This is a genomic window from Variovorax sp. BGA-UO-ETr-C22 (genome assembly GCF_059567965.1).
In genome coordinates, this window is the sequence record NZ_JCAQPA010000010.1 from 859,097 (window position 1) to 883,120 (window position 24,024).

22 protein-coding genes and 2 pseudogenes are annotated in these 24,024 nt (G+C 57.4%); 6 read left to right on the top strand and 18 right to left on the bottom strand.

Annotation, left to right across the window (positions count from 1 at the left end; genetic code table 11):
* Positions 1-72 precede the first annotated feature (72 nt).
* The 9 genes from AC57B8_RS17435 to AC57B8_RS17475 form a co-directional block, all read right to left on the bottom strand.
* Positions 73-1,293: a porin gene (locus AC57B8_RS17435; RefSeq protein WP_496480260.1), complete on the bottom strand. Its 1,221-nt coding sequence runs from the start codon at positions 1,291-1,293 to the stop codon at positions 73-75.
* A gap of 174 nt (positions 1,294-1,467) precedes the next feature.
* Positions 1,468-2,304, bottom strand: coding sequence for a gamma-glutamyl-gamma-aminobutyrate hydrolase family protein (locus tag AC57B8_RS17440; RefSeq protein WP_496480261.1), 837 nt, complete (start codon positions 2,302-2,304; stop codon positions 1,468-1,470).
* Positions 2,305-2,606: 302 nt separating this feature from the next.
* A complete protein-coding gene (locus tag AC57B8_RS17445; RefSeq protein ID WP_496480262.1) occupies positions 2,607-3,413 on the bottom strand; it encodes an IclR family transcriptional regulator in 807 nt (268 codons plus the stop codon).
* 72 nt (positions 3,414-3,485) lie between these two features.
* Positions 3,486-4,496: an ABC transporter ATP-binding protein gene (locus AC57B8_RS17450; RefSeq protein WP_496480263.1), complete on the bottom strand. Its 1,011-nt coding sequence runs from the start codon at positions 4,494-4,496 to the stop codon at positions 3,486-3,488.
* Entirely contained in the window at positions 4,493-5,560 is a 1,068-nt protein-coding gene (locus tag AC57B8_RS17455; protein WP_496480264.1) for an ABC transporter ATP-binding protein, read from the bottom strand. Before AC57B8_RS17455 ends, AC57B8_RS17450 begins: the two co-directional genes overlap by 4 nt.
* Positions 5,561-5,562: 2 nt before the next feature.
* A complete protein-coding gene (locus AC57B8_RS17460) occupies positions 5,563-6,549 on the bottom strand; it encodes a dipeptidase (RefSeq protein WP_496480265.1) in 987 nt (328 codons plus the stop codon).
* A gap of 38 nt (positions 6,550-6,587) precedes the next feature.
* On the bottom strand, positions 6,588-7,457 hold the full coding sequence (locus AC57B8_RS17465) for an ABC transporter permease (protein ID WP_496480266.1): 870 nt from the start codon (positions 7,455-7,457) through the stop codon (positions 6,588-6,590).
* Positions 7,458-7,470: 13 nt separating this feature from the next.
* Positions 7,471-8,388 (bottom strand): ABC transporter permease, encoded by a 918-nt coding sequence (locus AC57B8_RS17470; RefSeq protein ID WP_496480267.1) that lies wholly within the window; start codon positions 8,386-8,388, stop codon positions 7,471-7,473.
* Positions 8,385-9,902 carry an ABC transporter substrate-binding protein gene (locus AC57B8_RS17475; protein ID WP_496480268.1) on the bottom strand — a complete coding sequence of 506 codons (1,518 nt, stop codon included), beginning with the start codon at positions 9,900-9,902 and terminating at the stop codon, positions 8,385-8,387. The genes AC57B8_RS17470 and AC57B8_RS17475 overlap by 4 nt, the downstream gene beginning before the upstream one ends.
* Positions 9,903-9,950: 48 nt before the next feature.
* Between AC57B8_RS17475 and AC57B8_RS17480 the strand changes: the two genes are divergently transcribed.
* A complete protein-coding gene (locus AC57B8_RS17480) occupies positions 9,951-10,208 on the top strand; it encodes a hypothetical protein (RefSeq protein WP_496480269.1) in 258 nt (85 codons plus the stop codon).
* A 209-nt stretch (positions 10,209-10,417) separates the two neighbouring features.
* Here AC57B8_RS17480 and AC57B8_RS17485 read toward each other — a convergent pair.
* Positions 10,418-11,228: pseudogene (locus tag AC57B8_RS17485) on the bottom strand (IS5 family transposase).
* Between the two features lie 119 nt (positions 11,229-11,347).
* On the opposite strand from AC57B8_RS17485, the pseudogene AC57B8_RS17490 reads away from it, so the two are divergent.
* A pseudogene (locus AC57B8_RS17490) lies at positions 11,348-11,925 on the top strand (IS110 family RNA-guided transposase); the annotation flags it as partial.
* Positions 11,926-11,982: 57 nt separating this feature from the next.
* Here the strand turns inward: AC57B8_RS17490 and AC57B8_RS17495 are convergent.
* The 4 genes from AC57B8_RS17495 to AC57B8_RS17510 all read right to left on the bottom strand — a co-directional run bounded on the left by AC57B8_RS17495 (position 11,983) and on the right by AC57B8_RS17510 (position 16,180).
* The gene (locus AC57B8_RS17495; RefSeq protein WP_496480270.1) at positions 11,983-12,282 is read right to left on the bottom strand and encodes a hypothetical protein; all 300 of its coding nucleotides are present in this window, start codon (positions 12,280-12,282) and stop codon (positions 11,983-11,985) included.
* A gap of 239 nt (positions 12,283-12,521) precedes the next feature.
* Positions 12,522-13,898 (bottom strand): sigma-54-dependent transcriptional regulator, encoded by a 1,377-nt coding sequence (locus AC57B8_RS17500; RefSeq protein ID WP_496480271.1) that lies wholly within the window; start codon positions 13,896-13,898, stop codon positions 12,522-12,524.
* Positions 13,873-15,315: a sensor histidine kinase gene (locus AC57B8_RS17505; protein WP_496480272.1), complete on the bottom strand. Its 1,443-nt coding sequence runs from the start codon at positions 15,313-15,315 to the stop codon at positions 13,873-13,875. Before AC57B8_RS17505 ends, AC57B8_RS17500 begins: the two co-directional genes overlap by 26 nt.
* A 16-nt stretch (positions 15,316-15,331) precedes the next feature.
* Positions 15,332-16,180 carry a substrate-binding domain-containing protein gene (locus AC57B8_RS17510; RefSeq protein ID WP_496480273.1) on the bottom strand — a complete coding sequence of 283 codons (849 nt, stop codon included), beginning with the start codon at positions 16,178-16,180 and terminating at the stop codon, positions 15,332-15,334.
* 167 nt (positions 16,181-16,347) lie between these two features.
* Between AC57B8_RS17510 and AC57B8_RS17515 the strand changes: the two genes are divergently transcribed.
* The 4 genes from AC57B8_RS17515 to AC57B8_RS17530 are packed head-to-tail and all read left to right on the top strand — an operon-like array spanning position 16,348 to position 20,369.
* Entirely contained in the window at positions 16,348-16,875 is a 528-nt protein-coding gene (locus AC57B8_RS17515) for an arsenate reductase (azurin) small subunit (RefSeq protein WP_496480274.1), read from the top strand.
* Between the two features lie 12 nt (positions 16,876-16,887).
* A complete protein-coding gene (locus tag AC57B8_RS17520) occupies positions 16,888-19,371 on the top strand; it encodes an arsenate reductase (azurin) large subunit (RefSeq protein WP_496480275.1) in 2,484 nt (827 codons plus the stop codon).
* Positions 19,368-20,021 carry a nitroreductase family protein gene (locus AC57B8_RS17525; protein WP_496480276.1) on the top strand — a complete coding sequence of 218 codons (654 nt, stop codon included), beginning with the start codon at positions 19,368-19,370 and terminating at the stop codon, positions 20,019-20,021. The genes AC57B8_RS17520 and AC57B8_RS17525 overlap by 4 nt, the downstream gene beginning before the upstream one ends.
* A gap of 30 nt (positions 20,022-20,051) precedes the next feature.
* Entirely contained in the window at positions 20,052-20,369 is a 318-nt protein-coding gene (locus AC57B8_RS17530) for a c-type cytochrome (protein WP_472120322.1), read from the top strand.
* A gap of 255 nt (positions 20,370-20,624) precedes the next feature.
* Here the strand turns inward: AC57B8_RS17530 and phoU are convergent, their stop codons facing one another.
* The 4 genes from phoU to pstC are packed head-to-tail and all read right to left on the bottom strand — an operon-like array spanning position 20,625 to position 24,018.
* The gene (phoU, locus tag AC57B8_RS17535) at positions 20,625-21,350 is read right to left on the bottom strand and encodes a phosphate signaling complex protein PhoU (protein ID WP_496480277.1); all 726 of its coding nucleotides are present in this window, start codon (positions 21,348-21,350) and stop codon (positions 20,625-20,627) included.
* Between the two features lie 22 nt (positions 21,351-21,372).
* Positions 21,373-22,188: a phosphate ABC transporter ATP-binding protein PstB gene (pstB, locus tag AC57B8_RS17540; protein WP_496480278.1), complete on the bottom strand. Its 816-nt coding sequence runs from the start codon at positions 22,186-22,188 to the stop codon at positions 21,373-21,375.
* Positions 22,181-22,996 carry a phosphate ABC transporter permease PstA gene (pstA, locus tag AC57B8_RS17545; RefSeq protein WP_496480279.1) on the bottom strand — a complete coding sequence of 272 codons (816 nt, stop codon included), beginning with the start codon at positions 22,994-22,996 and terminating at the stop codon, positions 22,181-22,183. The genes pstB and pstA overlap by 8 nt, the downstream gene beginning before the upstream one ends.
* Before the next feature lie 23 nt (positions 22,997-23,019).
* Positions 23,020-24,018 (bottom strand): phosphate ABC transporter permease subunit PstC, encoded by a 999-nt coding sequence (gene pstC, locus AC57B8_RS17550; RefSeq protein WP_472120315.1) that lies wholly within the window; start codon positions 24,016-24,018, stop codon positions 23,020-23,022.
* Between the last annotated feature and the right edge of the window lie 6 nt (positions 24,019-24,024).

Here is a 24,024-nt window from a genome sequence, read left to right on the forward strand (position 1 = left end):
ACGCTGGCCGAAGAAGGCCGCTACGAGAACGGCAAGCTGTCGGTGGGCACGACAAGCTTCGACTAATCTAGGTCAGAAGACGGTTTTGAGACCGACGTCAAATCCCCGGGATGTTGTGGGCCGGACTGTGCCCGTTCTGATGAAATTCGGAGAACCGCCGATACCTAGGTCGTAGCCATTCTTGTTGTTGATCTGAGCAAAGGTGCTATACAGGGCGGTGCGTTTCGACAGGTTGTAGACATATCCAATAGCCCATTTGTGGGCCTTTGGATCACCAATACTGGGGAACGAGGACTTTTTCTTGTCTACGTCCACTTGGGAATAGGATAAACGAATGAGTGACGCGTCGATTGGAACTGTCAGCCCGATAAGAAATCCCGACGCCTCGGGCGACGGATAGAACACGCCTGCCGGAACGATGCCACTGCTTTGTGTTTTTAGATCAACTTTTGAATACTCTCCAAACAATTTTGCGACATCGAAATCGTAAGAGCTACCGATGTTAAAAGTCCTCAGCTTGCTCGTCAGGCCGGCAAAAAACGCATCGCCGACGGTAGTTTCGCCGGATGCAACGGCGACATTCAAAGGACCGTTTGCGTACCCGAATCGACCTCCAACATACCTGCCGGTGCGCGAATTGTCCGGTGCCTTCGGCGTCAGCGCTCCGGGGGCGTACTTTTCCTTCTCATTGAAGGTATACATCACTTGACCATAAAAGCCGCCGAGGTTTGGCGGCAAAAAATAGCCGACCGAGTTACTGGCGCGAGCATACATATTGTTGACCTGGAAACCATTGACCGCCGCGCTGCTGTTACTGAAACCATTGGCCGTTGAGATCAAGTTGGTGCCAATTCCAGATGTAGCGAACGGATCGAAGATTGAGTCGCTCCAGAATGTAGGAGTGTAGTCACGGCCAAGGCGTACTTCACCGAAAGCTCCGCTCAGGCTCAATGTTGAGCGACGGTTGAAGAACCCGCTGACGCTCGACCCTGAATTCGCCACATTACCTCCTGTCGTACCATCATCGACTAGCAATGCGCTTTCGAGCCAGAAGCTTGCCGCCAGGCCCCCGCCAAGGTCTTCTTGGCCCCTGAAACCAATACGGGACGTGGTATGACCACCACTTGTCACTGCGGACTTACTGGTCTTGGTGGTATTGCCGAAGATATCTTTCGACTTGCTCTCAAACTGGCTAACGCCGACGTCAATTACGCCAAAGAGCGTGACTGACGACTGGGCAGACGCAACGCCGGCGACGGCCAAGGTGGACAGCACGAAAAGGTTTTTTTTCATTACATTTATCTCCATTTACAACACAAAACACCGATACAAACAAAACACCGGCGCGGACGCTCTTCATGCCCGCGCGCCACTGAGTGCATGAATGAAGCGACAACGACCTTGACGTGCGCCACAAGAGCCGGCAATGCATTGGTCGAATATTTCAGACGAGCTTCAGTACATCTTCTAGACTGGATTCTTGTTACTAGCATATTCAATGCACGCTTCACGAAATTTGTCGAAAATGGCATGACTGTCAGGGTTGGAAACGCAGTCCCATTCTGGGTGCCATTGAACGCCAAAGGCGAAGGTCGAGGCGTTCCTTACCCTGACTGCTTCAATAGTTCCGTCAGGCGCGTAAGCCTCGACCACAAGGTTCGAAGCAGGTGTCGCTATTGCTTGTTGATGAATCGAATTCACTTGGATCTTCTCATTTGCCACGATTGCTCTTAGCTGACCGGATAAGGTAACCTCGTGGCGAGGACCATAACGAACGTCGAGTGTTTCACCTTGGCCTCGATGATCAAGTCTTCCCGGTAGGTCCTGCACCTTTTGATGAAGAGTGCCACCGTAAGCGACATTCAGTTCTTGAAGCCCTCGACAGATAGCGAGTACGGGAATCCCCCGCTCTATTGCAGCTCTCAGCAATCCCAACGTCGTTTCATCCCTTTCCAGGTCATGAAGATCGGGAGTCAAATCTTCCAAAACGCCATATCGAGCCGGCGATACATTGCTCCGACTTCCCGTCAAAAGCAATCCATCGATATGATCAATCAATAGCGTGGCATGCTTTCCAATGGGAGGGACGATGACAGGCAGAAAATTGGGTACCATCGCAAGCGCGATGGAATAGCGTGCCGGCGTCGCATGATAAACATGATCGCCGACGATACGATTGCACCCGGTAACGCCAATAACAATCGTGCCTGCTTTTGTGTCCGCGTCTTTGGCTACGTGAAGGGTCATAAAATTTTCCGTTGAACAAAGGATCGCACCAAATGAACTCACAATGGCGAGACTCATTTCCAGGCGCGGTCTTAAAAAGCAACGCCCCTAACTAGGCGTCAAGAAAAAATCCAACACTGTCAGCAATGCTTATCTATTTCTCCGCCTTAACAAATCCAGAAAAATCGGCGCGCGACAATATCGAATATTTTCCGATTAAGTTTTGATGGAGATAAAAAATAGCATTTTGTCTTTTTATTCTATTTTTTACCCGGGCAGATTAGCCCCTGCACACTAAAGCGACGTGGAAGACAATCTGAAATGTTCGCCACCCAAATCAGGCTACATCTAATGCGCCCCCCTTCGGTGCTTTGCTGAACTCAAATAACTCGCTGATTATTTTCGTTGCCTGATATTTTTAAAGCCCGTAGTCTTTCGGAAACCTCGTTCGCTGCCTCCACGATCTTTCCAGCAAAAGAGGCAATGCTATTCTCCTCTGGCAAACGAGCTGTCGGCACCGTGATGCAAATGGCCGCTATAACTCTTTCCGATGCATCATGGATGGAGGCCGCTATTGCCGAGACGCCCATTACATGTTCCTCATAGTTAATCGAATAGCCGCTTTTCTGTATCTCCTCGAACTGCTGTACAAGCGTTGGTAGATTTTTAATTGTGAAATCAGTCAATGGATCAAGATCAATTCGCGCCAGAAGGCGCTCTCGTTCTTCGGCATTCATCCCGGCTAAGATAGCCTTTCCCGATGCCGCGCAATGGATAGGATAAGTATCACCAGGGCGAGTTCTAATAGTTAGATAATTTCGACCCTGCTCAATCGCCAGCATTACCAACACCGTTCCATCTCGTCGCGACAACGTCGCGGTTTCGCCAGTCTCCTCGGCCAATCGCTGAAGTACGGAATGGGCGGCCTCGATCAAAGCAGAATTTGAGCGAGTGGATGGATCAAGGCGCCGCAAGCCCCTGCCGGGTTGAAATTTTTTGCTATTTGAATCACGCTCAACGTAGCCGTGCTTTTCCAAAGTCGCCAGCAGTCGATGCGTTGTGCTGTAGTCAATTCCAGTGCGCTCTGAAATAAGTGAAACGGTTGCTTCCTTATTAATGGCAACAATTTCCTCGAGTACCGCCAAACCCTTTTCAAGGGATGCGTTGATATAACGACCGGAATTCATGTTTCTCGCATGCCTTCACTATTTGGCGGGACTATAGAAAATTGAGGCCTGGGAGTACCTCTAAAAATTGACTTAATTTGACACAGGGAGGCTGAGCTCTCCCGGAAAATGGCACGCGACACTACGACCGCGAACTTCAGTTGGATTCAACAATGGCTCCTCCTCTATACATCTTGGAAAACGGGCAATAGGGCAGCGCGTATGAAAGCGGCAACCTCTTGGAGGCGAAATCGGGGAAGGCATTTCACCATTGATCGGTATGCATTTACGTTGACGCTCTATTTTTGGATTTGGTATAGGACTAGCGCTCAACAGCGCAGCCGTGTACGGATGCTGCGGGGTGGCACAAATATCTATTGAAGGCCCGAGTTCGACCAACTTACCTAGATACATGACAGCAATTCGGTCACTAATGTAACGCACCGCCGCTAAATCATGTGAAATGAAAATTAGCGTCAAATTCAATCTTCGTCGAAGATCGACGAAAAGGTTTAATATCTGAGCTTGAATCGAGACGTCTAGTGCAGAAATTGGTTCATCTGCTATGACGAGCTTCGGCTCGAGAATAAGTGCACGGGCAATACCGACTCGCTGCCGCTGCCCTCCAGAGAGTTGATGTGGAAATCGATCGCAGAAGGCTGTTGGCAGCCCACAAATTTCCATAATTTCTTGACGGCGGGATGCTATCTCAGATGCCGAGCCCATCTGAAAATTTCGCAATGGCTCCTCAATGATCTCACCAATCCGCATACGAGGATTTAGCGATGCAAAGGGGTCTTGCAATATAAATTGAATTTCCTTGCGAAAATGCCTCAGTTTTCTGGCCGTCAGAGCCGTCAAATTCTTCCCAAGAAAATTGACCTGACCGGAAGTTGGCGCCTGAAGTTGGGCCAAAATTCGCCCCAATGTCGACTTACCACAACCAGACTCGCCCACCAAACCAAGTGTTTCTCCTCGTCGAATCACCAAGGAAACGCCGTCGACTGCCTTTACGCTTTTCTTGCTTAGCCACCCACCAATTTGGATGTGTCTTTTAACATCCTGGAGAGTCATAATCTCCATTTCGCTAATGACCTGTGTCACAGTGTTGCCCCTTCGGCAGTAAACGCCTCAATTGCATTTTCCATCCTCACCCAGCACCGAACACTTCGCCCTGAATCAAGTCTCTCTAACTCCGGCTCTTCAACGGTGCATTTTTCCAAACAATATGGGCATCGTGGTGCAAACTTGCACCCGGACGGCATGTGAGAATGCATTGGCGGAGAACCTGGAATATTGGCGAGTGGCTCAAACCTGTCTCCGTCTAAACGCGGAATTGCACGCAGCAAGAGATGAGTATAGGGATGCTGCGGGTTCTCGAAAATATCATCTACTCCGCCCTCCTCAACAATTCGACCCATATACATCACAATAATACGTGAGCACAATTGAGCAACGATCGCCAAATTGTGGGTAATTAACAGCGTACCGGTGTCGTTCTGCTTAGCCAGATCATCAATCAGTTTCAGGATTTGAGCCTGTACCGTTACGTCAAGTGCAGTCGTTGGTTCGTCAGCGATGATTACCGCCGGATCATTTGCCAACCCCATGGCAACCATAATCCGTTGTCGCATTCCACCACTGAACTGGTGTGGATAATCATTGGCTCGCTCCGCAGGGGCGGGAATCCCAACTCGTGCCAGCAGAGATTGCACTTGCTCACGGATTTTTCCCGCCAATTGATGGCCGTGAGCAATAATGCCTTCCGCCAACTGAAACCCAACCGACAGGATCGGATTAAGTGAGGTCATCGGATCTTGAAAGATCATGGCAATTTGGTTGCCACGAATCGTCCGCATCTTTGCGGGCGGCACGCGCACAAGATCAACCACCTCTCCACGTGAACGGAGGGTAATTTCGCCTGCCTCTATTTCAAGGGGGGCGGAGATGAGCCGCATGATGCTCAGCGCGGTCAGTGTTTTCCCGGAGCCTGACTCCCCAACAATCCCAAGGGTTTCACCGCGATGAAGTACGAAACTTACCCCGTCGACCAGTGGAGTCGAACCTTTCGGTGTCCTGAGAACGGTACGCAAACCTTCGACAACAAGAACGGGGGCAGCGCCGATGCTCTCCGCGTTCTCATTGAGGATAGACTGCTTTTTCTTCATACTTATTTCCACACTTCTTGAAAAAGCCGAAGAAAATTTTCGCCCAAAACTTTGTGAACGTCGGTCTCACTCCATCCCCTCTTGACTAGACTCTCGGTCAATACCTCGAGGTGACGAGCATCGCGAATTGGATAACTCCACGGTGGCGGCGGGAGAGTCGCTGCAGTCCACACCTCATTCTTAATCATGCGCTGATAGCGCTCAGCCGACATTTGCTCCCCCGGCGGCTGGGAAAAATCGAGCCCAATGCCGACATGGTCAATCCCCGCTTTTTCGACCATATAGTCAAGATGGGCTAGATAATCGTCGATCGAAGGCGCGGCGCTATTGGCCTTGACAAACGCTGGATGACCATTCAAGCCAATAACTCCACCAGCGGCAGCACATTTAATAATTTGATCATCCCGTAAGTTTCGGGGATGGTCATAAATGGCTTTCGCATTCGAATGGGTAAAGACAACCGGTGAAGCGGACAGTTCCATCGCCTCCATCGTGCTGCGATAACCAGTATGCGAAAGATCCAACAGCATACCGACCCGATTCATCTCTGCAATGACCTGCCGACCAAAACGGGACAATCCGCCATCACGAGGTTCCATGCAGCCATCTGCAGCGGCTTCTGTCTGATTGTAAGCAAGATTTATAGACCGAACACCAAGCTGATAATAGATGTCGATCATATTCGTATCCCCATCAAGCGCCGCACTGCTCTGGAACATGATGACAATAACGAATTTTCCATTCGCCTTAGCAGAGCGGATATCAGATACGCTGCGACCAAGGAAAAGGTCATTACGCTGACGAATTTGTTTCTGTAGTTGACCTATTGAACTCAAAGTCGATGCACGCGTGTCGTCGTGAAGCGCAAGCGTCGCAAGTGCGCATGTTGCACCACCTTCAATCCACAAGTCAGCGAAATCACAATTCCGAAGAATAGGGGCGCAGGCGTCGACGATGAGAGAAGACTTATGCAAATCACAAGGATTCATATACACATTTATATTTGGTTGATGTTAAGGCTATGTGCTTAACTACTGCGTGGATCCAATTTATCTCGGACTAAATCACCAAGTAGATTGAGCGACACCACAACAAGCAGGATTGCTACACCCGGAAATGTTGCGAGCCACCAAGCCGACTGGAGGTAAGTTCGTCCATCTGCCAACATAGCGCCCCAAGACGGAATATCAGGTGGAACACCCAGGCCAAGGAAATCCAGTCCCGCCGATACGATAATCATCCTGGCAGCCTCAAAACTTCCAAGTACGATTATGGGAGCCGCACAATTTGGAAAAATATGACGGAACATAATCTTGGCGTTACTTGCACCAGTGGCTCGGGCAGCCTCGATATAGTCACGTTCGCGGACAGATAACACTTCGCCCCGTAACACCTTCGCATAGTCAGCCCAACTTACAATTCCAAGAAGAGCGATCAACTGGAATATTCCTGTACCAAAAATTCCAACAACTGTGATTACGAGGAGTATGAAGGGGAAAGCGAGAAACACGTTTGTCAGCCATCGAATGACGTCGTCGACGAATCCGCCAAAATATCCTGCCAGCAGACCTAGAGTAATGCCGATGGATCCACCTACGCATACAGAGACAATTCCGATGGCCAAAGAAATACGAGCGCCATAGATTATTCGACTTAAGATGTCACGACCCAGTTGATCTGTTCCCAAGAAGTGAGTTTCTGTTAGCGGAGGCAATAGGCGCTGAGTAATGTCTTGCGCGTTCGGATCATAAGAGGTAACCCAGGGAGCGCAGGCGGCCAAAAAGACTAAACCAATGAGGAAAAATGCAGCCCCAAATATAAACACCGAAGACTCACTCCACCCCCGGGGCAAAAGTAATATGCGCCTCGATAGCTTTTCCGTAATTTTCATTGTCATGGCAGCCAATTCTTCAGGAGAGACGTATTCTTGGGTCTATGAGCTGATAAGCGATGTCAACCAGCGTATTCACCACGACATAAATCGTCGCCAGCAATATTACGCTCGCCTGCACAACCGGAAAATCTCTGCGACTGATAGCTTCAACTGTCAAGCGTCCCACGCCGGGCCAGCTAAAGATAGTTTCAGTGATGACGGCCCCTCCGAGCAGAGCAGCGAAATCTAGACCTAGCACCGTCACAATCGGGAGCATTGCATTGCGGAGGACGTAACGTGCAATCACGTGTCGAGTCTGAAGTCCTTTGGCATATCCGGTGCGCACAAAATCCTGGGCGACAGTCTCAATCACGCCAGAACGGACCAAGCGCGCTATTCGCGCGGCGGTATATAGCCCCAAAGTACAAGCGGGCAAAATTAGATGTGAGAGTGTGCCGTAGCCCGCCGTTGGAAGAAGGTGAAATTGAATACAGAAAATCTGGACAAGCAACAGGCTTAGCCAAAAAACTGGCATGCCCTGCCCGATGACGGAAAAACCCATGACAATCCGGTCAATGGCTTTGTTCTTATTCAGGCCAGCGACGATACCAGCCGGAAACGCCACTGCACAGGCGATGCCCATGGCCGTGAAAGTGAGCAAAATGGTCGCGGGAAGTCGCTCCAATACCAGGTCAATTGCTGGCTCAAAACTTCGGATCGACACGCCAAAATCACCATGCAGTATGTTCGATGCGAATGTTAGATACTGCTGCAGTATTGGCCTGTCAATTCCCATATGGTGGCGTAACTCAAGGTATTGAGCTTGAGATGCGTCCAATGGGAGCATGAGTGCGGCTGGATCGCCACTCAGTCGTAGCAGAGCGAATACGACAACTGAGATTCCAAAAAGTATTGCTACGGCCTCTATCACTCGCCGCAGGACAATTGCGATCATGATTTCGCAAGCCCGATATCCGACAACGTGACCCGTTCGTCCGAACGCGGGTTCCACATTAAACGATTGGCGATGCCATAGATCGCTTTCTGTTGATACAGATAGACAAACGCGTCTTGATCATAGAGTCGTTTATTTATATTTCTCAAAGCCTCACTACGCTTAGCTTCATCACTAATAATCACGGCCTCTTTGATTTCGGCCTCAAGGGATGCATCTCTGAAATATGATTGAGGAAAATCAGTCGTGAAATAGCTTTGCAGTGCGCGACCGGAATCCCAGGTGGGCAATGAGTAGCCGATAAAATAAGCGGGACTGAGTTGATGGGCACGGAATCGGGTCATCATGGTTCCGAATTCCTGCAGTTGCAGCTTCACTCGGATTCCCACCTTCGCCCATTGACCAACGAGCGCCTCCGCTACTTCCCGATCCTTCACGTAGCGACCCGAAGGCGCATTCAACGTAAATTCCACCCCGGTTGGATATCCCGCCTCAGTCAACAGCTGCCGAGCCAATTGCGGATTAAAAACTGGCTTCAGATCCGGGTTATAGCCACGATACATCGGCCCGACCTGGTTTGCGACGGGCGTTGCATTGCCGAGCATGATGTCTTTCGCAATCGAGGTCCTATCAATGGCAATGTTGATCGCGCGCCGGACCCGTGCATCATCCAGAGGCTTAACGGCGTTGTCCAGGATGATGTAGACACTTCTATCCGTAGCGATTGACCTGACAGTGAAAGTATTACCTCCGTCAAGTCCAGCAGCGACGTCAGGCTGCAAATTGATGGCGATATCAACTTCGCTTGCGCGGAGCGCTGCTACTAGACTGCTCGCCTCTGGAAAGGAGCGGAAAACCGCATTTTTTACAGCCGGGGAAACGCCCCAATAACCTTCTGCCGCCTTCATCGTCAACCGATCCGCCGGCGTCCATCCAACGAGGCTGTACGGCCCCGTGCCATTCGCGCTGCGAGCAAGGCTACCCGCTGCTGTGCTTCTCGAAATGATCGGAGCCAGCAGCAATCCTTGAAGAAACGCGGGATCCGCATACTTCAGAGTTATTTTAAGCCCTCCCCCGATCGCTTCGACCTTATCTATGGAACTCAGATATGGACGCTGAGGAATACTATTTTTTGGGTCAAGAATACGTTGATAGGTAAAAACCACATCTTCGGCTCCGAAATCTTGGCCTTGATGAAATTTGACCCCTTCTCGAATTGAGAATTCCCATACCTTGGAATCAATCTGGCGCCAGCTGGTTGCAAGGCCGGCGGACAAGTTGCCGTCCGCACCGCGAATTACGAGCGTCTCGTACATATTTAGCAGCAGCCCAAGCCAGTCTGTTGCTGTTGTCAGATTTGGATCAAGACCTGCATCCTCAGATACACCCCCAATAACAATTCCGCTCCCGTGATTCTCGCGAGCGCCACACCCCCACAAACCACTTGCTAAGGCACTGGCGATGAGTCCACCGCCCGATGTCTGGATAAAACCGCGCCGTGTCCATGAACTCATCTTTCACTCCTAGTTGATCCAGTCCGCCTCCAAGAGGAAGGCTGGCCGATGGTAGGCGTCGCCCCGCAGCCAGTCAAGCACTATGTGAATAATCGTTATTCACATAGTGATCATCTCGAGTTTCATTGCGAACCCGTCATTGCGCATGGTTGCCAACAACAGCGTCGTGCCGGCCCCGATTCGACCTTGGCGACCGAGCTTCTCGACTCCGAGACCAAGATCGTGTTCAAGGAAGGTCAGGATCTGTGCATCGAGGTGACGGCGAGTCGCAAGACCTTGCGGCATGTGAAGCGCCCCCCCGGTTAGCGCCCGGGTGAACCTGCCCCCGTGTGATCCGGGGAGACGATAAACAGGACGCCGAGGACAACGCTATTTGCGGGGCCACCTTGGAAAAATGGACTTGGAAGGCGCGGCTATGCAAGCGCATCCGTCCGGCCTACGCCTGCAAGATGGGGCTCCCAGTTCCACCTCTAGGTGTGAAGCAATGGGATGGACGCCCCCACCCCTTAGAGCGGCTAACAAAACGTGGCAAGAGTGCGAACACAGATGACGCAACACGCCAGGGAAAGCAGCGCGACATGAACGTCGATGCGACGCTCGAAGCGGGTGCGCAGCTTGCCGAAGGCAGCCAGCCAGGAGTGAGTGCGCTCGACCACCCAGCGGTGGCGCCCGAGCCGATCATTGCGTTCGATGCCTCTGCGGGCGATGCGATCCTTGATCCCGCGGCGTTTGAGATGGGCACGGCATCGCGCGTAGTCGTAACCCTTGTCCGCATGCAATTTCCCGGGCCTTCGACGCGGCCTGCCCCGCTTGCCACCCACCTGCGGCAGGGCGTCGACCAACTCCTCGAAGACCACCGAATCGTGGCGAATGGCCCCGGTGACGCAGAAGATCAGTGGGATGCCCTGGCGGTCCGTGATGAGGTGGCGCTTGCTGCCGAGCTTGCCCCGGTCCGTGGGGTTGGGCCCCGTGTGCGGGCCCCCCGGGGGCTGGGCACGCTGGCCCCGTCCATGCTGACGCGACTGAAGTCGAGCTTGTCGGCGCTGCGCAGTTCCCCCAGAAGTGCCAGATGCAGGCCATGCCACACCCCTGCAGCTTGCCAGTCGCGAAGTCGCCGCCAGCAGGTCATACCACTGCCAAAGCCCAACTCTTGGGGGAGGTCTTCCCAGGGAATGCCTGTGCGCAGCACGAAGAGGATGCCGTTGAGAGCTTGCGCGTCGCTCAGGCGGGCCGCCCGCCCTTGGCTGAAGGTGTCACCACGGGCAGCAATGGCGCAATCTTCTTGTACAGCGCCGCGCTGATTTCTTTGTTTCTGATTCGTCCCATCGCTCGTCAAACGCATGCCCCGCGCTTGGCGATGACAGGGTTTTGTTAGCCGCTCTTAATGGCATTTCAGGCCAGAGTGGAAGTGTCAGCCACCCCTCGATCCGGAAGGGGCGTCCATCATGCAGATTACGACGATCGGCCTCGACTTGGCCAAGAACGTATTTCAGGTCCACGGTGTCAACGAGCACGGCAGGGATGTGCTTCGTAAACAGTTGAGACGCGACCAGGTGGCGGCGTTCTTCGCCAATTTACCGGCATGCTTGGCAGGCATCGAGGCGTGTGCCAGCGCTCATCACTGGGCGCGGAAGTTGCAGACCATGGGGCACGCTGTCAGATTGATGGCACCGCAGTTCGTTAAGCCATACGTAAAGAGCAACAAGAACGATGTGGCTGACGCAGAGGCTATCTGCGAGGCGGTCACACGTCCGTCGATGCGCTTCGTGCCGATCAAGAACATCGAGCAGCAGGCAGTTCTCTCGTTGCATCGCGTTCGTCAAGGTTTCGTCAAGGCGCGCACGGCTCAGGCGAATCAGATCCGTGGCCTGCTCGGAGAATACGGTCTCATCGTGCCGCAAGCCATCGCCTACTTGGCGCAGCTGTCCCGCCCCTGATCGAGGATGCCTGCAACGAGCTGCCAAGCTCGTTTCGGCTCCTCATTCAACGCCTGCCCGAGCACCTCAAGCTACTGCAGCAGCAAGGTAAGCGCGGCCTCTAGGCCCTCTTGACTTCGACTGGTTGACGGAGTCGACGATGCTCAGACGTCGAGCACCTGGCGCAGCGCATGGAACGGAACCCGCCAGGTGCCGCCATCGCCGGTGCCGAGGGTGGCCGTGCGCTGGTTGATGCGCACGATCACGCCGGTAATGTTGCGACCATCCCGGTCATCGAACGTGACGGTGTCTCCGCGTTGGAACTCGCGCGCATGGGTTGTCGCGCTGGCAGGTTCCGGCGGTGGCTCATAGGCAGCGTGCTCGTCGCGACGTTCTGCACCGTGATAGCCCTGCATCGCCAGACACGGGATCTTCCAGGTCCGCTTGGTGCCTTCCTCCAGCACCGTCGCCTGCGTGTCCCATCATGGCGATGATGGTGCGGAGCCAAGGCTTCCCGAATGACTCCGTACATCCAGAACAGCTTCGGAAAACTAACTTGTTCATTGGAGCTGGGAGCGCTGCCCAAGCCGGCATTCGGGCATTCGGGCATTCGGGCATTCGGGCATTCGGGCATTCGGGCATTCGGAACGATCGAATGGGACTGGTTGAACAGATGGACCCTCCAGATTTGAAACAGGCTTTCCTAAAATCCCGCTTCTGATTTTGACTTTCCGCTCGAATTTGCGTCGCTCAGCTCGGCTTCAGACGCTCTAATCTTCAAGCGCTTCATCTTTTCCCACAGAGTCTTGCGGCTGATGCCCAGCAAGTCAGCGGACCCAGAGACACTGCCGTCGGCACGTTCCAATGCACGCTGTATGTGCCGCCTTTCCGCTTCCTCGACCATCGCCTGAAGCGGTACGAAGACCTCGCTCTCGTCGCGCTGCTCGGAGTGAAGTCCTAGCCTTTCATATTCACCTGATGGCAAGTCGATCACGCACTGGTCGCTGAGCACGACAGCTTGCTCTAGGTAGGAACGCAACTGCCTGGCATTTCCATTCCATGTGCGCCCGAGTACATCCCGCATGAACGGCTCCGAGACTGCGATGGGCCTGCCATGCTCCTGCGTCAACTGCGACAGCATCCGCTCCGCAAGCCAGCGGATGTCCTCCGGTCGCTCGCGCAGCGGGGGCAGCCACAGGTTGATCACGGCCAGTCGGTAAAAGAGATCTTCGCGAAACGAGCCTGCCAGCATGTCGGCATAGAGATCCCTATTGGTCGCGGCAATCACCCGGAAATCGCTACGCGTCGTGCGCTCTGATCCAAGGCGGAAAAAGCACCGCTCTTGCAGCGCACGCAGAAGCTTCGCCTGCATCTGGTGCGGAAGGTCACCGACCTCGTCGAGAAACAGCGTTCCGCCATGAGCTCTCTCGAGGTAGCCCTTGTGGGCCCGTTGTGCCCCCGTGAAGGCGCCTTTCTCATAGCCGAAGAACTCGGCCTCCATCATGTTTTCGGGAACGGCAGCGCAGTTGACGGCGATGAAATCGCCCTGGGCACCGCGTGGGTCGAGACTGTGAACAAACTGCGCCGCTACTTCCTTGCCGACCCCGGATTCGCCGGTCAGCAGCACGGATGATCGCTGACCCGCCACCTTGCGGATCATCTCTTCGATCTTGCGCATGGCGCTCGAAACGCCGAGCACTGCCTCGTCATTCGATGCGCGGCTTGACGACGTTGCGGCGTGGATGAGCGCGACCAGGCGCTCGATCTCGAAGGGTTTGGTCAGGTACTCACGCGCTCCCGAGCGAATCGCCGCGACGGCATCGTTGACGCTGCCGTAACCCGTCAGGAAAAACCATGGCACGGAACGAATCTGTGACGACAGACCCGCGAACCATTCGGTGGCCAATCCATCCGGCAGGCGCACGTCACTGATGATCGCGGCCCACGGATCGTCCATGCGTCCGGCGGCTTCGGCCAGCCGGCGGCACCAGACCACCTGGAAGCCCTCCAGCTCGAAGCGCTGCTGTAGGGACTCGCCCATGATCGGATCGTCTTCAACGAGTAGGAGTGACTTGCTCATTTGCTTCCAGGTTGGGGATCCAAAAACACAATTCAGTTGCCGCGGTGGGAGAGTGCAGCAGGCCAAAGTCACCGCCGAAGCGGTTCGCGATTTCACGGCAGATCCAGAGGCCGAAGCCGCGCGGGTCATTGCCGCCTTCCGACGCCAGTCGGGCTTCGAGCGCATCGGCCGTCAGTTGCGCGCCGCTGTTGCTGACGGTGACTTTCACGGTGTGGGCATCGGCGTGCACTGCGGCATGCGCCAAGCCGCCACTGCCGGCGGCCTTGATGGCGTTCAGCAGCAGGTTGAGCAGCACCTGTCGCACCACGGCCGAGGGAACGCGAAAGGCAGACGCGATCTCCATCTCGAGAGTCAGGTGGACGCCCAGCCGGACGGCTTCGGGCTGCACCAGCGTGATGACATCATTCACGTCCCCCGGTTGCAGCGCCCGATCCTCGACACGGGCCTGAGGCAGCAGCGCGGCCGTCATCGTCTGGATCTGCTTCAGGCCACGATCAATGAGATCGATGCTTCGCAAGCGTGCGTCCTCAGACGCGCCATGAATGCGCAGCGTCTGGGCTGCCGTGAGCAGGCCGGCCAGCGGATTGTTGATCTCGTGCGCGACCGCTGCGGTGATTCGACCGACAGCGGCAAGACGTTCCGCCGACAGCGCGCGCTGCTCCGCCGCTTGCCTGACCTCGAGTTCCGAGAGCAGGCGTCGCACTGCGTTGCCGATCCGGTTGAGCTCCGGGTCCTTGGCTTCGGGCACCTCAGTCTGCAGTTGCGCGGCGCTCGTGTTGCCGATCCGGGCAATGCAATCGGCGATGCGAGCGATTGGGCGCCCCATGCGCTCTCCGAGCCACCAGCCGGCTGGCACGAGCAGCGCGGCCGCGAGCATGGCGCCGATGAGCGCTGGCTGGGCGACCGCAACCCAATCGGGCGCAAACACTGGTGCGTCGACCTCCACGTAGACGAATCCGAGCACCTCGCCGTCTTCGCTCTGGATAGGCTCGATCAGCGTCAGATCTCCGGCCTGGTCCGGCAACTCCACGTGACCTCGAATGTCTTGGGCGGAGGGCGTGACCCTGGCTCCGGTCTGAAGACCAAGGGCCTGTTCACCGGTGGCAAGCCGTGAGGGATCGGAACCTGCCAAGAAGCGGCCCTTTGCATCCAGGATCGCACCCCGTGTCTGTCCATGCTCGGCACCCGGAAGCAAGGCCGCCGTATCGCGCAGTAGCGTGAAGGCGCGCCAGGTGTCCTCGGATGCCAGCAACGGCCGCGCCTGCGCACTCAGCAGGACCATGGACTGCCTGACCGTCGACAGAATTTCCTGCCGCACCGAACGTGCTGAGATCTGGGCCGCAACGGCCGATACCAGCAGGGCCGACACCACAACGGCCAGCACCAGCCCGAAGGGAATCTGGAAGCGGTAGGGCAAGCGGCCGAGCATAGCTTCAGCTCACGCGTTCCTGCTCGGCCGCCAGCTTCTCGATCGAAGCGAAGACGCTGCCCGACTCTTGCGCGAAACCATCAAGGTTGAGCGCCTGCAGCAAAGCCCGGCCCTCTGCATCTTGGCCCATGGCAAGCAGTGAAGATCGCAACTGCTGGGTCAGATCGCCAAGCGCTCCCTTGCGCACCACCAGCGGCGGAAAGCCATACGGTTCGGACCGCCAGACAACCTCGGTTCGCTCGGCAGCGAGCATCCTCTGGCGCCGCATCGTCTCCCACACGTAGCCGTCGATGCACCCGGCGTCGGCCAATCGGGCGGCCACGGCTTCCGCAACGTTGCGGTGGCCGTGGGCGAAGAAACCGCGACGCAAATCACGGGGGAGAAGACCCACGCTGCGCAGTTGCGCCTGAGGGACCAACCACCCTGAGTTGGACAGAGGGTCCGAGTACGCGAGCACACGGCCCTTCAAATCGGACCAGCCCTCGATGCCATTGCTCTTGCCAGCGGGCCGGATGAGGTAGGAGCGGTAGAGAGGCTTGTCCTCGTAGATTGGCACGGCCAGCAGTTCGAGGCGCGCCTGCTGAAGCACGTAGGGATAGCCGCAGATCCAGGCAGCGTCGAGCTGGCCGCCGAACAGCAGGTCCAGGATCTCTTGGTAGGACTCGCGTGCGGAGAAGGTCACGGACACCCCGGTCCGGCTGGACAGGTAGCTGCCCCAGCGCGAAAGAAACGCGACCTGGTCAGCCAGGATCACCGCAGTCAAGCCGATGCGGATACGCGGCCGATCGGCGGCGTTGGCGGCGCTCCAACCGGCCAACGCCGGCAGCGCCTGAAGCAGCGTTCTTCGTTGCATGTCTGGGATCGTGGACGTTACGAGTTCGTAACTTACTCGCCGAAAAGACGTTACGTGATCCGGACATTCCCGAGGCGACCTCGTTCTAAGTCGTTGAAAACATTGGAAAGCTCCGTTGGCACCTGTCTTGCGCACAGAGAGCGCTTGCCCCAAACAACGGAGACACAATGGAAAACCCGAAAGTCAGTCGACGGATCTTCATGCTGACCAGCGGCGGGGGCGCGGCCGCGCTGGCAACCTCGACCTTGACGCCAGCACATGGCGCGCCGCCCACAGCACAGCCCGCGCCAGGCGCCACGACCCTCAACTATCCGCGCCGCGCGGTCGGCAAGGCCGGCGCGATGCCGGTCAATCAGGCCGTCAGCTTCAGCTACCCGGACGCCAGCTCGCCCTGCTACGCCATCCGCATGGGTTCGCCGGTGCCGGGCGGCGTCGGCCCCAACAAGGACATCGTGGCGTACAGCGGCATGTGCACGCACATGGGTTGCCCGGTCGCGTACGACGCCGGCACCCGCACGTTCAAGTGCGGTTGCCACTTTTCGGTGTTCGACCCCGAGAACAGCGGCCAGATGGTCTGCGGGCAGGCAACCGAGGATCTGCCGCAAGTGCTGCTGGAGTACGACGCGCGCAGCGACAGCCTGCAGGCCGTCGCCATCAACGGGCTGCTGTACGGCCGCCAGTCCAACGTGCTGTAAGGGAGCAAGGCCATGACCACCGACATTCGGGACCGCATCGCGCTGCCCACCAAGGATGCCCAGAAGACCAACATGACGTGCCACTTCTGCATCGTCGGTTGCGGGTATCACGTCTACAAGTGGGATGCGAACCGCGAAGGCGGCCGCGCTCCTGGCGACAACGCGCTGGGAATGGACTTCCGCAAACAGTTGCCGCCGCTGGCGATCACGATGACGCCGGCCATGACGAACACCATCACCGATCGCTCAGGCAAGCGGTGGAACATCATGGTGGTGCCGGACAAGGAGTGCGTGGTCAACAGCGGCCTGTCTTCGACGCGCGGCGGGAAGATGGGTTCGTATATGTATTCGGCCGACGGCATCGGCAAGGAGCGCCTGAAGACGCCGCGCATCTTCCGGGGCAGCGAGTGGCTCGACACGAACTGGAGCGAAGCACTGGCCATCTACGCCGGCGTGACGAAGAAAATCCTCGACACCGACGGTCCCTCCGGCGTGATGTTCGACTGCTTCGACCACGGAGGTGCTGGCGGTGGTTTCGAGAATACCTGGGGCACCGGCAAGCTGATGTTCTCGGCGTTGAAGACGCCCATGGTGCGCATCCACAACCGCCCGGCCTACAACTCCGAATGCCACGCCACGCGCGAGATGGGCATTGGCGAGCTCAACAACAGCTATGAGGATGCCGAGGTTGCGGATTGCATCCTGGCCACGGGTTGCAACCCCTACGAGACCCAGACGAACTACTTCCTGAATCACTGGGTGCCCAATCTCTCGGGTGGAACCACCGACAAGAAGAAAAAGTGGTTCCCGGGAGAGACCACGGCCGCCGCCAAGCTCATCGTGGTGGACCCGCGCCGCTCGTCCACGATTGCCATCGCGGAACAGGTTGCAGGCAAAGAGAACGTGCTGCACCTGGACCTGCAGCCAGGAACAGACACGGCGCTGTTCAACACGCTGTTCACCTACGTCGTTGACCAGGGCTGGCACGACAAGACCTTCATCGCCCAGCACACGTCGGGCTTCGACGACGCGGTGAAGACCAACCGCATGTCCCTCGAAGACGGCGCCAAGATCACCGGCTTGTCCGTCGACAAGATCAAGCAGGCGGCCGAATGGGCCTACAAGCCAAAGGCGTCGGGGCATCGCCCGCGCACCATGCATCCCTACGAGAAAGGGATCATCTGGGGCAACGACAACTACGTCATCCAAAGCGCGCTGGTGAGCCTCGTCATCTCCACGCAGAACGTGGGGCGCCGCGGCACTGGAGTGGTCCGCATGGGTGGTCACCAGGAGGGCTACACACGTCCGCCGTACCCCGGTGACAAGAAGATCTACATCGATCAGGAGGTCATCCAGGGTCGCGGTCTGATGTACACGATCTGGGGCACCAACCCGTTCCAGACGACCAACAACGCGGAGCAACACCGCGCGGTCCTGACGCGGCGGGCCAACATCGTGCGCGAGGCGATGGTCAAGGCGCGCGGTGCCGATGTGGCCGCCATGGTCGACGTCATCTACGACGCTTGCAAGAACAAGGGCGGGTTGTTCGTCGTCGGCATCAACCTGTACCCCACCAAGCTGGCCGAAGCGGCCCAGTTGCTGTTGCCGGCCGCCCATCCGGGCGAGATGAACCTGACATCGATGAACGGGGAGCGTCGGCTGCGTCTGTCCGAACGATTCATGGACCCGCCCGGATCCGCCCGGCCGGACTGCCTGATCGCCGCCGACATCGCCAACACGCTGAAGACGCTCTACACGCGGGCCGGCAACACGAAGATGGCCGCGCAGTTCGACGGTTTCGATTGGAAGACTGAGGAAGATGCCTTCAACGACGGCTTCAGGCAGGCCGGTAGGCCTGGCGTGGGCCCCATCGACAGTCAGGGCGGTGACACGGGTTACCTGGCCACCTATGAATTGCTTCGGAAAGCGGGCAATAACGGTGTGCAGCTTCCGATCAAGGAGGTCAAGGACGGCAAGCTGATCGGCACGGAAATGATCTACGCCGATGGCAAGTTCGACACCAAGGACAGCAAGGCCGCCTTCAAACCGGCTCCGTGGAACGGCCTTCCCAAACCGGTGGCGGCCCAGAAGGAGAAGCACAAGTTCTGGATCAACAACGGCCGAGCCAACGAAGTCTGGCAGACCGCGTACCACGACCAGTACAACGAGCAGGTCAAGGGGCGCTATCCGATGGCGTACCTTGAGATGAATCCTGACGACGCCAAGGCGTCGGGTGTCGCCGCCGGCGACGTGGTCGAGGTCTTCAACGACTACGGCAGCACCTACGCGATGGTCTATCCGACGAAGTCCATCAAGCAAGGGCAGACGTTCATGCTCTTCGGGTACTTCAACGGGACGGCCGGCCACATCACCAGCGACTGGACCGACCGCAATGTGATCCCGTACTACAAGGGGGCATGGGCCAGCATCCGCCGCGTCGGGACTTTGGCCGATTACAAGGCGACGGTCTCGTTCAAGGACCGGCATTTCGCATGACAACCCCGCATGGCCAGCGCGTCAAGGCAGGCGACGCCCCTCCGCCCACGATGCTGCCCTGGCACGCCAGCGACGTCCGCGCCGAGTTGGCGTCGGTCCTTGCTGCACGGCACAACGTCTCTGCAAGGCGCCTGGTCGAACCAGGGCCCGATCCCGCCGCCTTGGAGCGGCTGATGGAAGCGGCCGTTACCGCTCCGGACCATGGGCTCCTGACGCCGTGGCACTTTGTTCTGATTCCGGCGTCGCAACGGTCGCTGCTTGGAAAGGCATTCGTCAGCGCGTTGCTCGAACGCGATCCTGGCGCAACGCAAGCGCAACTTGCCACGGCGGCAGAGAAGGCAGATCGCGCACCGTGCCTGCTGCTTGCCGTCGCCCATGTCGACACCGGCACTAGCGGCATTCCAACGCACGAGCGTCTCATCTCGCTGGGTTGCGCCATCCAGAACGTCTTGCTCAGTGCGACGGCGTTGGGGTACGAGAGCGGTCTGGCCAGTGGCCGTTCACTCGATGCCCCCGCGGTGCGATCCCTCTTCGGTCTGGAACCGCATGAGCAAGCGATTTGCTTCATCGCGATCGGCACTGAAAGCCAGGCCAAACCCCCACGCCAGCGTCCAGCAGCAGGCTCTGTGCTGCGCGTCCTCGGCGCATGACATCACCTCACTTCACAACAGGAGATTCCTTTGTTTCGCTCAGCCATTTCTTTCGCATCTGCCGCCGCGGCGTTGATTCTTGTCTCCCCATTGGCACAGGCGAGTGACGCGCTCGCGGCCAAGAACAGTTGCACGGCGTGCCATGCCAAGGACCACAAAGTCGTAGGCCCAGCTTTCAAGGACATCGCTGCGAAATACGCAGGCGACAAAGACGCGACCGACAAGCTCATTGCCAAGGTCAAAAAAGGTGGCTCCGGCGTTTGGGGTTCAGTCCCCATGCCACCGAATTCCCAAGTGTCGGATGCCGACGTGAAAGCACTCGTGACGTGGATTCTCAAGATGAAGTAGCCTTCGGAATCGATTCCATGAATCCGGAGATGTCGAAATATGCTTGATAGGCTCTTCGCTCTTTCGCTCTACTTCGGATGCATTTGTGCGGGAGTGCTCGCCATGTGGCTGGTCAGCCGCAGCAGCGGCCGGGAATGGCTGCTGTGGGTGAGCTTTCTGGCCGTTACCGGCGTCCTGATGGGGGTGCTGTCGTACTCCGGCGTGGAGTTCCCTGGCTGACAGGGCCCGCGGTGCGACTGCGACAAGGCCCCCCGATCAGCTTCCCTCTGCGGCTTCTGCGCTCTTGACCGAACTGCTCTGATCGAGCCGGCGGCGTTCCGCTTCAGGGCGGTGGCCCGTCACTGTGACGTATGCGGCTTCGGCGATATGGGTTGCGTGATCACCGATGCGCTCGATGTTCTTTGCGCAGAACAGCAGATGCACGAAGCCGATCACTTGCGACGGGTCGGCGCCCATGCGCGAGACCAGATCGCGGAACACCACCGTGTGCAGCTCGTCGATTGCCTCATCCTGCTCGCGCACCACCATCGCCTGTTCGGCATCCCGCGCCAGAAACGTCTTCAGTGCGTTGCTCAGCTGCTGCGAAGCGAGTTCGGAAAGCCGCTCCAGACTTTGCACCAGATCTTCGGGAAACTGAGTGCCGGTGATCGCGATGGCGCGCTTGGCGATGTTCTTCGCAAGATCGCCAATGCGCTCCAGGTCTTCGACGATCCTGAAGTCCGCCAGCACTTCGTCCAAATCGCCGGCGAGCGGCTGTCGCTTGGCAATCACCATGGCCGCTGAAGCAGACAGGTCGCGACGAAGCGCATCGACCTGTCGGTCCTGCTCGATCACGCGCTCGGCCAGCACCCGGTCGCCGTGCAACAGAGCCTGAACTGCATCGGTGAACTGACTGCCCGCGAAGTCGCCCATTGCCCCGATGCTGCTGGTCAGAGTGTTGAGCTCGAGATCGAATGCTTTGACAATGTGAGGGGTGTTCATGTTGACTCTGAAGGTGAGTGCATCAACCGAAGCGGCCGGTGACATAGTCCTCGGTCTGCTTCTTTGCCGGCTTGAAGAACAGTTCGTCGGTGGCGCCGTACTCGACCATCTCGCCGAGGAACATGAAGCCGGTGAAGTCCGAAACCCGCGCGGCCTGTTGCATGTTGTGCGTCACGATGAGCAGCGTGTACCGGGTCTTGAGTTCATCGATCAGCTGCTCGATCTTGGCGGTCGACAACGGGTCGAGTGCCGACGTTGGTTCGTCGAGCAGCAGCACTTCCGGCTTCAACGCGACAGCGCGAGCGATGCAAAGCCGTTGTTGCTGGCCGCCGGACAGGCCGAGGGCACTTTGCTTGAGCTTGTCCTTCACCTCATCCCAGATCGCGCCTGCGCGCAGCGCTTCTTCCACTCGCTGATCCATGTCCACACGCGACAGGTTCTCGTAGTGGCGGATGGCATAGGCAACGTTGTCGTAGATCGACATCGGAAAAGGCACGGGCTTCTGGAAGACCATGCCGACTTTCGTGCGAAGCCGGTTGATCGAATAGTCCTTCGACAGGATGTTTTTCCCGTCGAGAAGCACCTCGCCCTCGGCACGTTGCTTGGGGTAGACCGCATAGATACGGTTGAAGATTCTGAGCAGCGTGGACTTGCCGCAACCCGAAGGCCCGATCAGCGCGGTGACGCGCTTTTCACGAAGCGTCAGATTGACGTCTTTGACGGCATGCGAGTCGCCGTAGAAGAAATTCAGATTGCGCGTCTCGATCTTCGCTGGCGAGGTCGGCTGCTGGAAGGTCGGTCGATGCGCGCTCACGCGCGTCGCGGTGGTTTCAATCATGGGTTTTCCTGGAAAGCAGAAGGCCGCGCGACACCAGTCCCAGCACGAGGACCAGGATCGTCACCACGAAGGCGCCGGCCCAGGCGAGCGAATGCCAGAACTCGTAGGGACTGAGTGCGTATTGGAAGATCACGACCGGCACGTTGGCCATAGGCTGCGTCAAGTCGTTCGTCCAGTACTGGTTGTTCAGCGCCGTGAAGAGCAGCGGCGCGGTCTCACCGGAGATGCGCGCGATCGCGAGCAGCACGCCCGTGATGATCCCGGACAAGGCCGCTCGGTACAGTACTTGGCGGATGACCTTCCACTGCGGGATACCCAATGCCAGCGCCGCCTCACGCATCGTGGATGGCACCAGCTGCAGCATCTCGTCGGTAGTTCTCACCACCACGGGCAAGACGATGAACGAGAGTGCCACGGCACCAGCCAACGCGGAGAAATGCCCCATCTGTCGAACCATCAACTCGTAGACAAAGAGGCCGATCACGATCGATGGCGCCGACAGCAGAATGTCGTTGACGAAGCGGATGGTTGCGCCCAGTTTGGTGTGACGGGCGTATTCGGCGAGGTAGGTGCCTGCTGCAATGCCGATCGGTGTCGCAATCAGAACGGCCAGGCCGCTCATGATGATGCTGCCGGCGAAAGCGTTAAGCAGTCCGCCATCCTGGCCTGGTGGCGGAGTCATCTGAGTGAACAGCTCCCACTTCAGCGCAGGCAGACCGTTGCTCACCGTGGTCCAGAGGATCCATGCGAGCCAGAATAGACCGAAGAGCGTCGCGCCGACGGCGAGCGCCTTGGCGACGTAGTCCATGAGTTGTCGGCGAGCCCAGCTGCTCATGACGATGTCCCTCCGCGCCGGGCGAGCTGGCTGAGCATCAGGCGCGCGATCGCCAGCACGATGAATGTGACAATGAAGAGCAGGAAGCCCAGTGCAATCAGCGACGACAGGTAGACGGACGAATCCGCCTCGGTGAACTCGTTGGCGATGGTGGCGGCGATTGAATTGCCCGGTTCGAGAAGAGAGGCGGACAACAGGTGGGCATTGCCCAGCACGAAAGTCACCGCCATCGTCTCGCCCAGTGCACGCCCCAGGCCCAGGAAGATGCCACCGACGACCGCAGAGCGCGTGTACGGCAGGACGATGTCCCACACCACTTCCCACGTCGTGTTGCCGACGGCGTATGCCGATTCCTTCAGCTGTGCTGGGACGGTCATGAACACCTCCCGCATCACTGACGAGACGAACGGGATGACCATGATGCTCAGCACGATGCCGGCGGTGAGCATGCCCAGGCCGATCGGAGGTCCCTGGAACAGCGGTCCGATGAGGGGCAGTGGCCCGACGTGTTCGTCCAGCCACGGGCTGACATGGTTGGCCATGAAGGGAACGAACACAAAGAGCCCCCACATGCCGTAGATGATTGAGGGGATGCCAGCAAGCAGTTCGACCGCTGCGGCCACGGGCTGGCGGATGCGGGTGGGCGCGATCTCGGTGAGGAACAGCGCGATGCCGAAGCTCACCGGCACCGCGATCAGCATCGCGATGGCTGCCGTCACCAGCGTGCCGTAGATGGGCACCAGGGCGCCGAACTTCTTCTGCACGGCGTCCCAGTCGGAGCTCCAGATGAAGGACCATCCGAAGGTGGCGAAGGCTTCTTTGCCGCCCCACAGCATCGACAACGCCGCGCCGAGGAGCGCGACCAGAACGAACATCGCGCAGCCGAACACGCCATAGCGGAAGAGACGATCATTGCGTGCGTCACGCTGTTCATCGCGCGCGGTTCGCACTCTAGGCACGGTGGTGCTCACAGGCAAAGTCTGGGTTTGAGACATACAAGA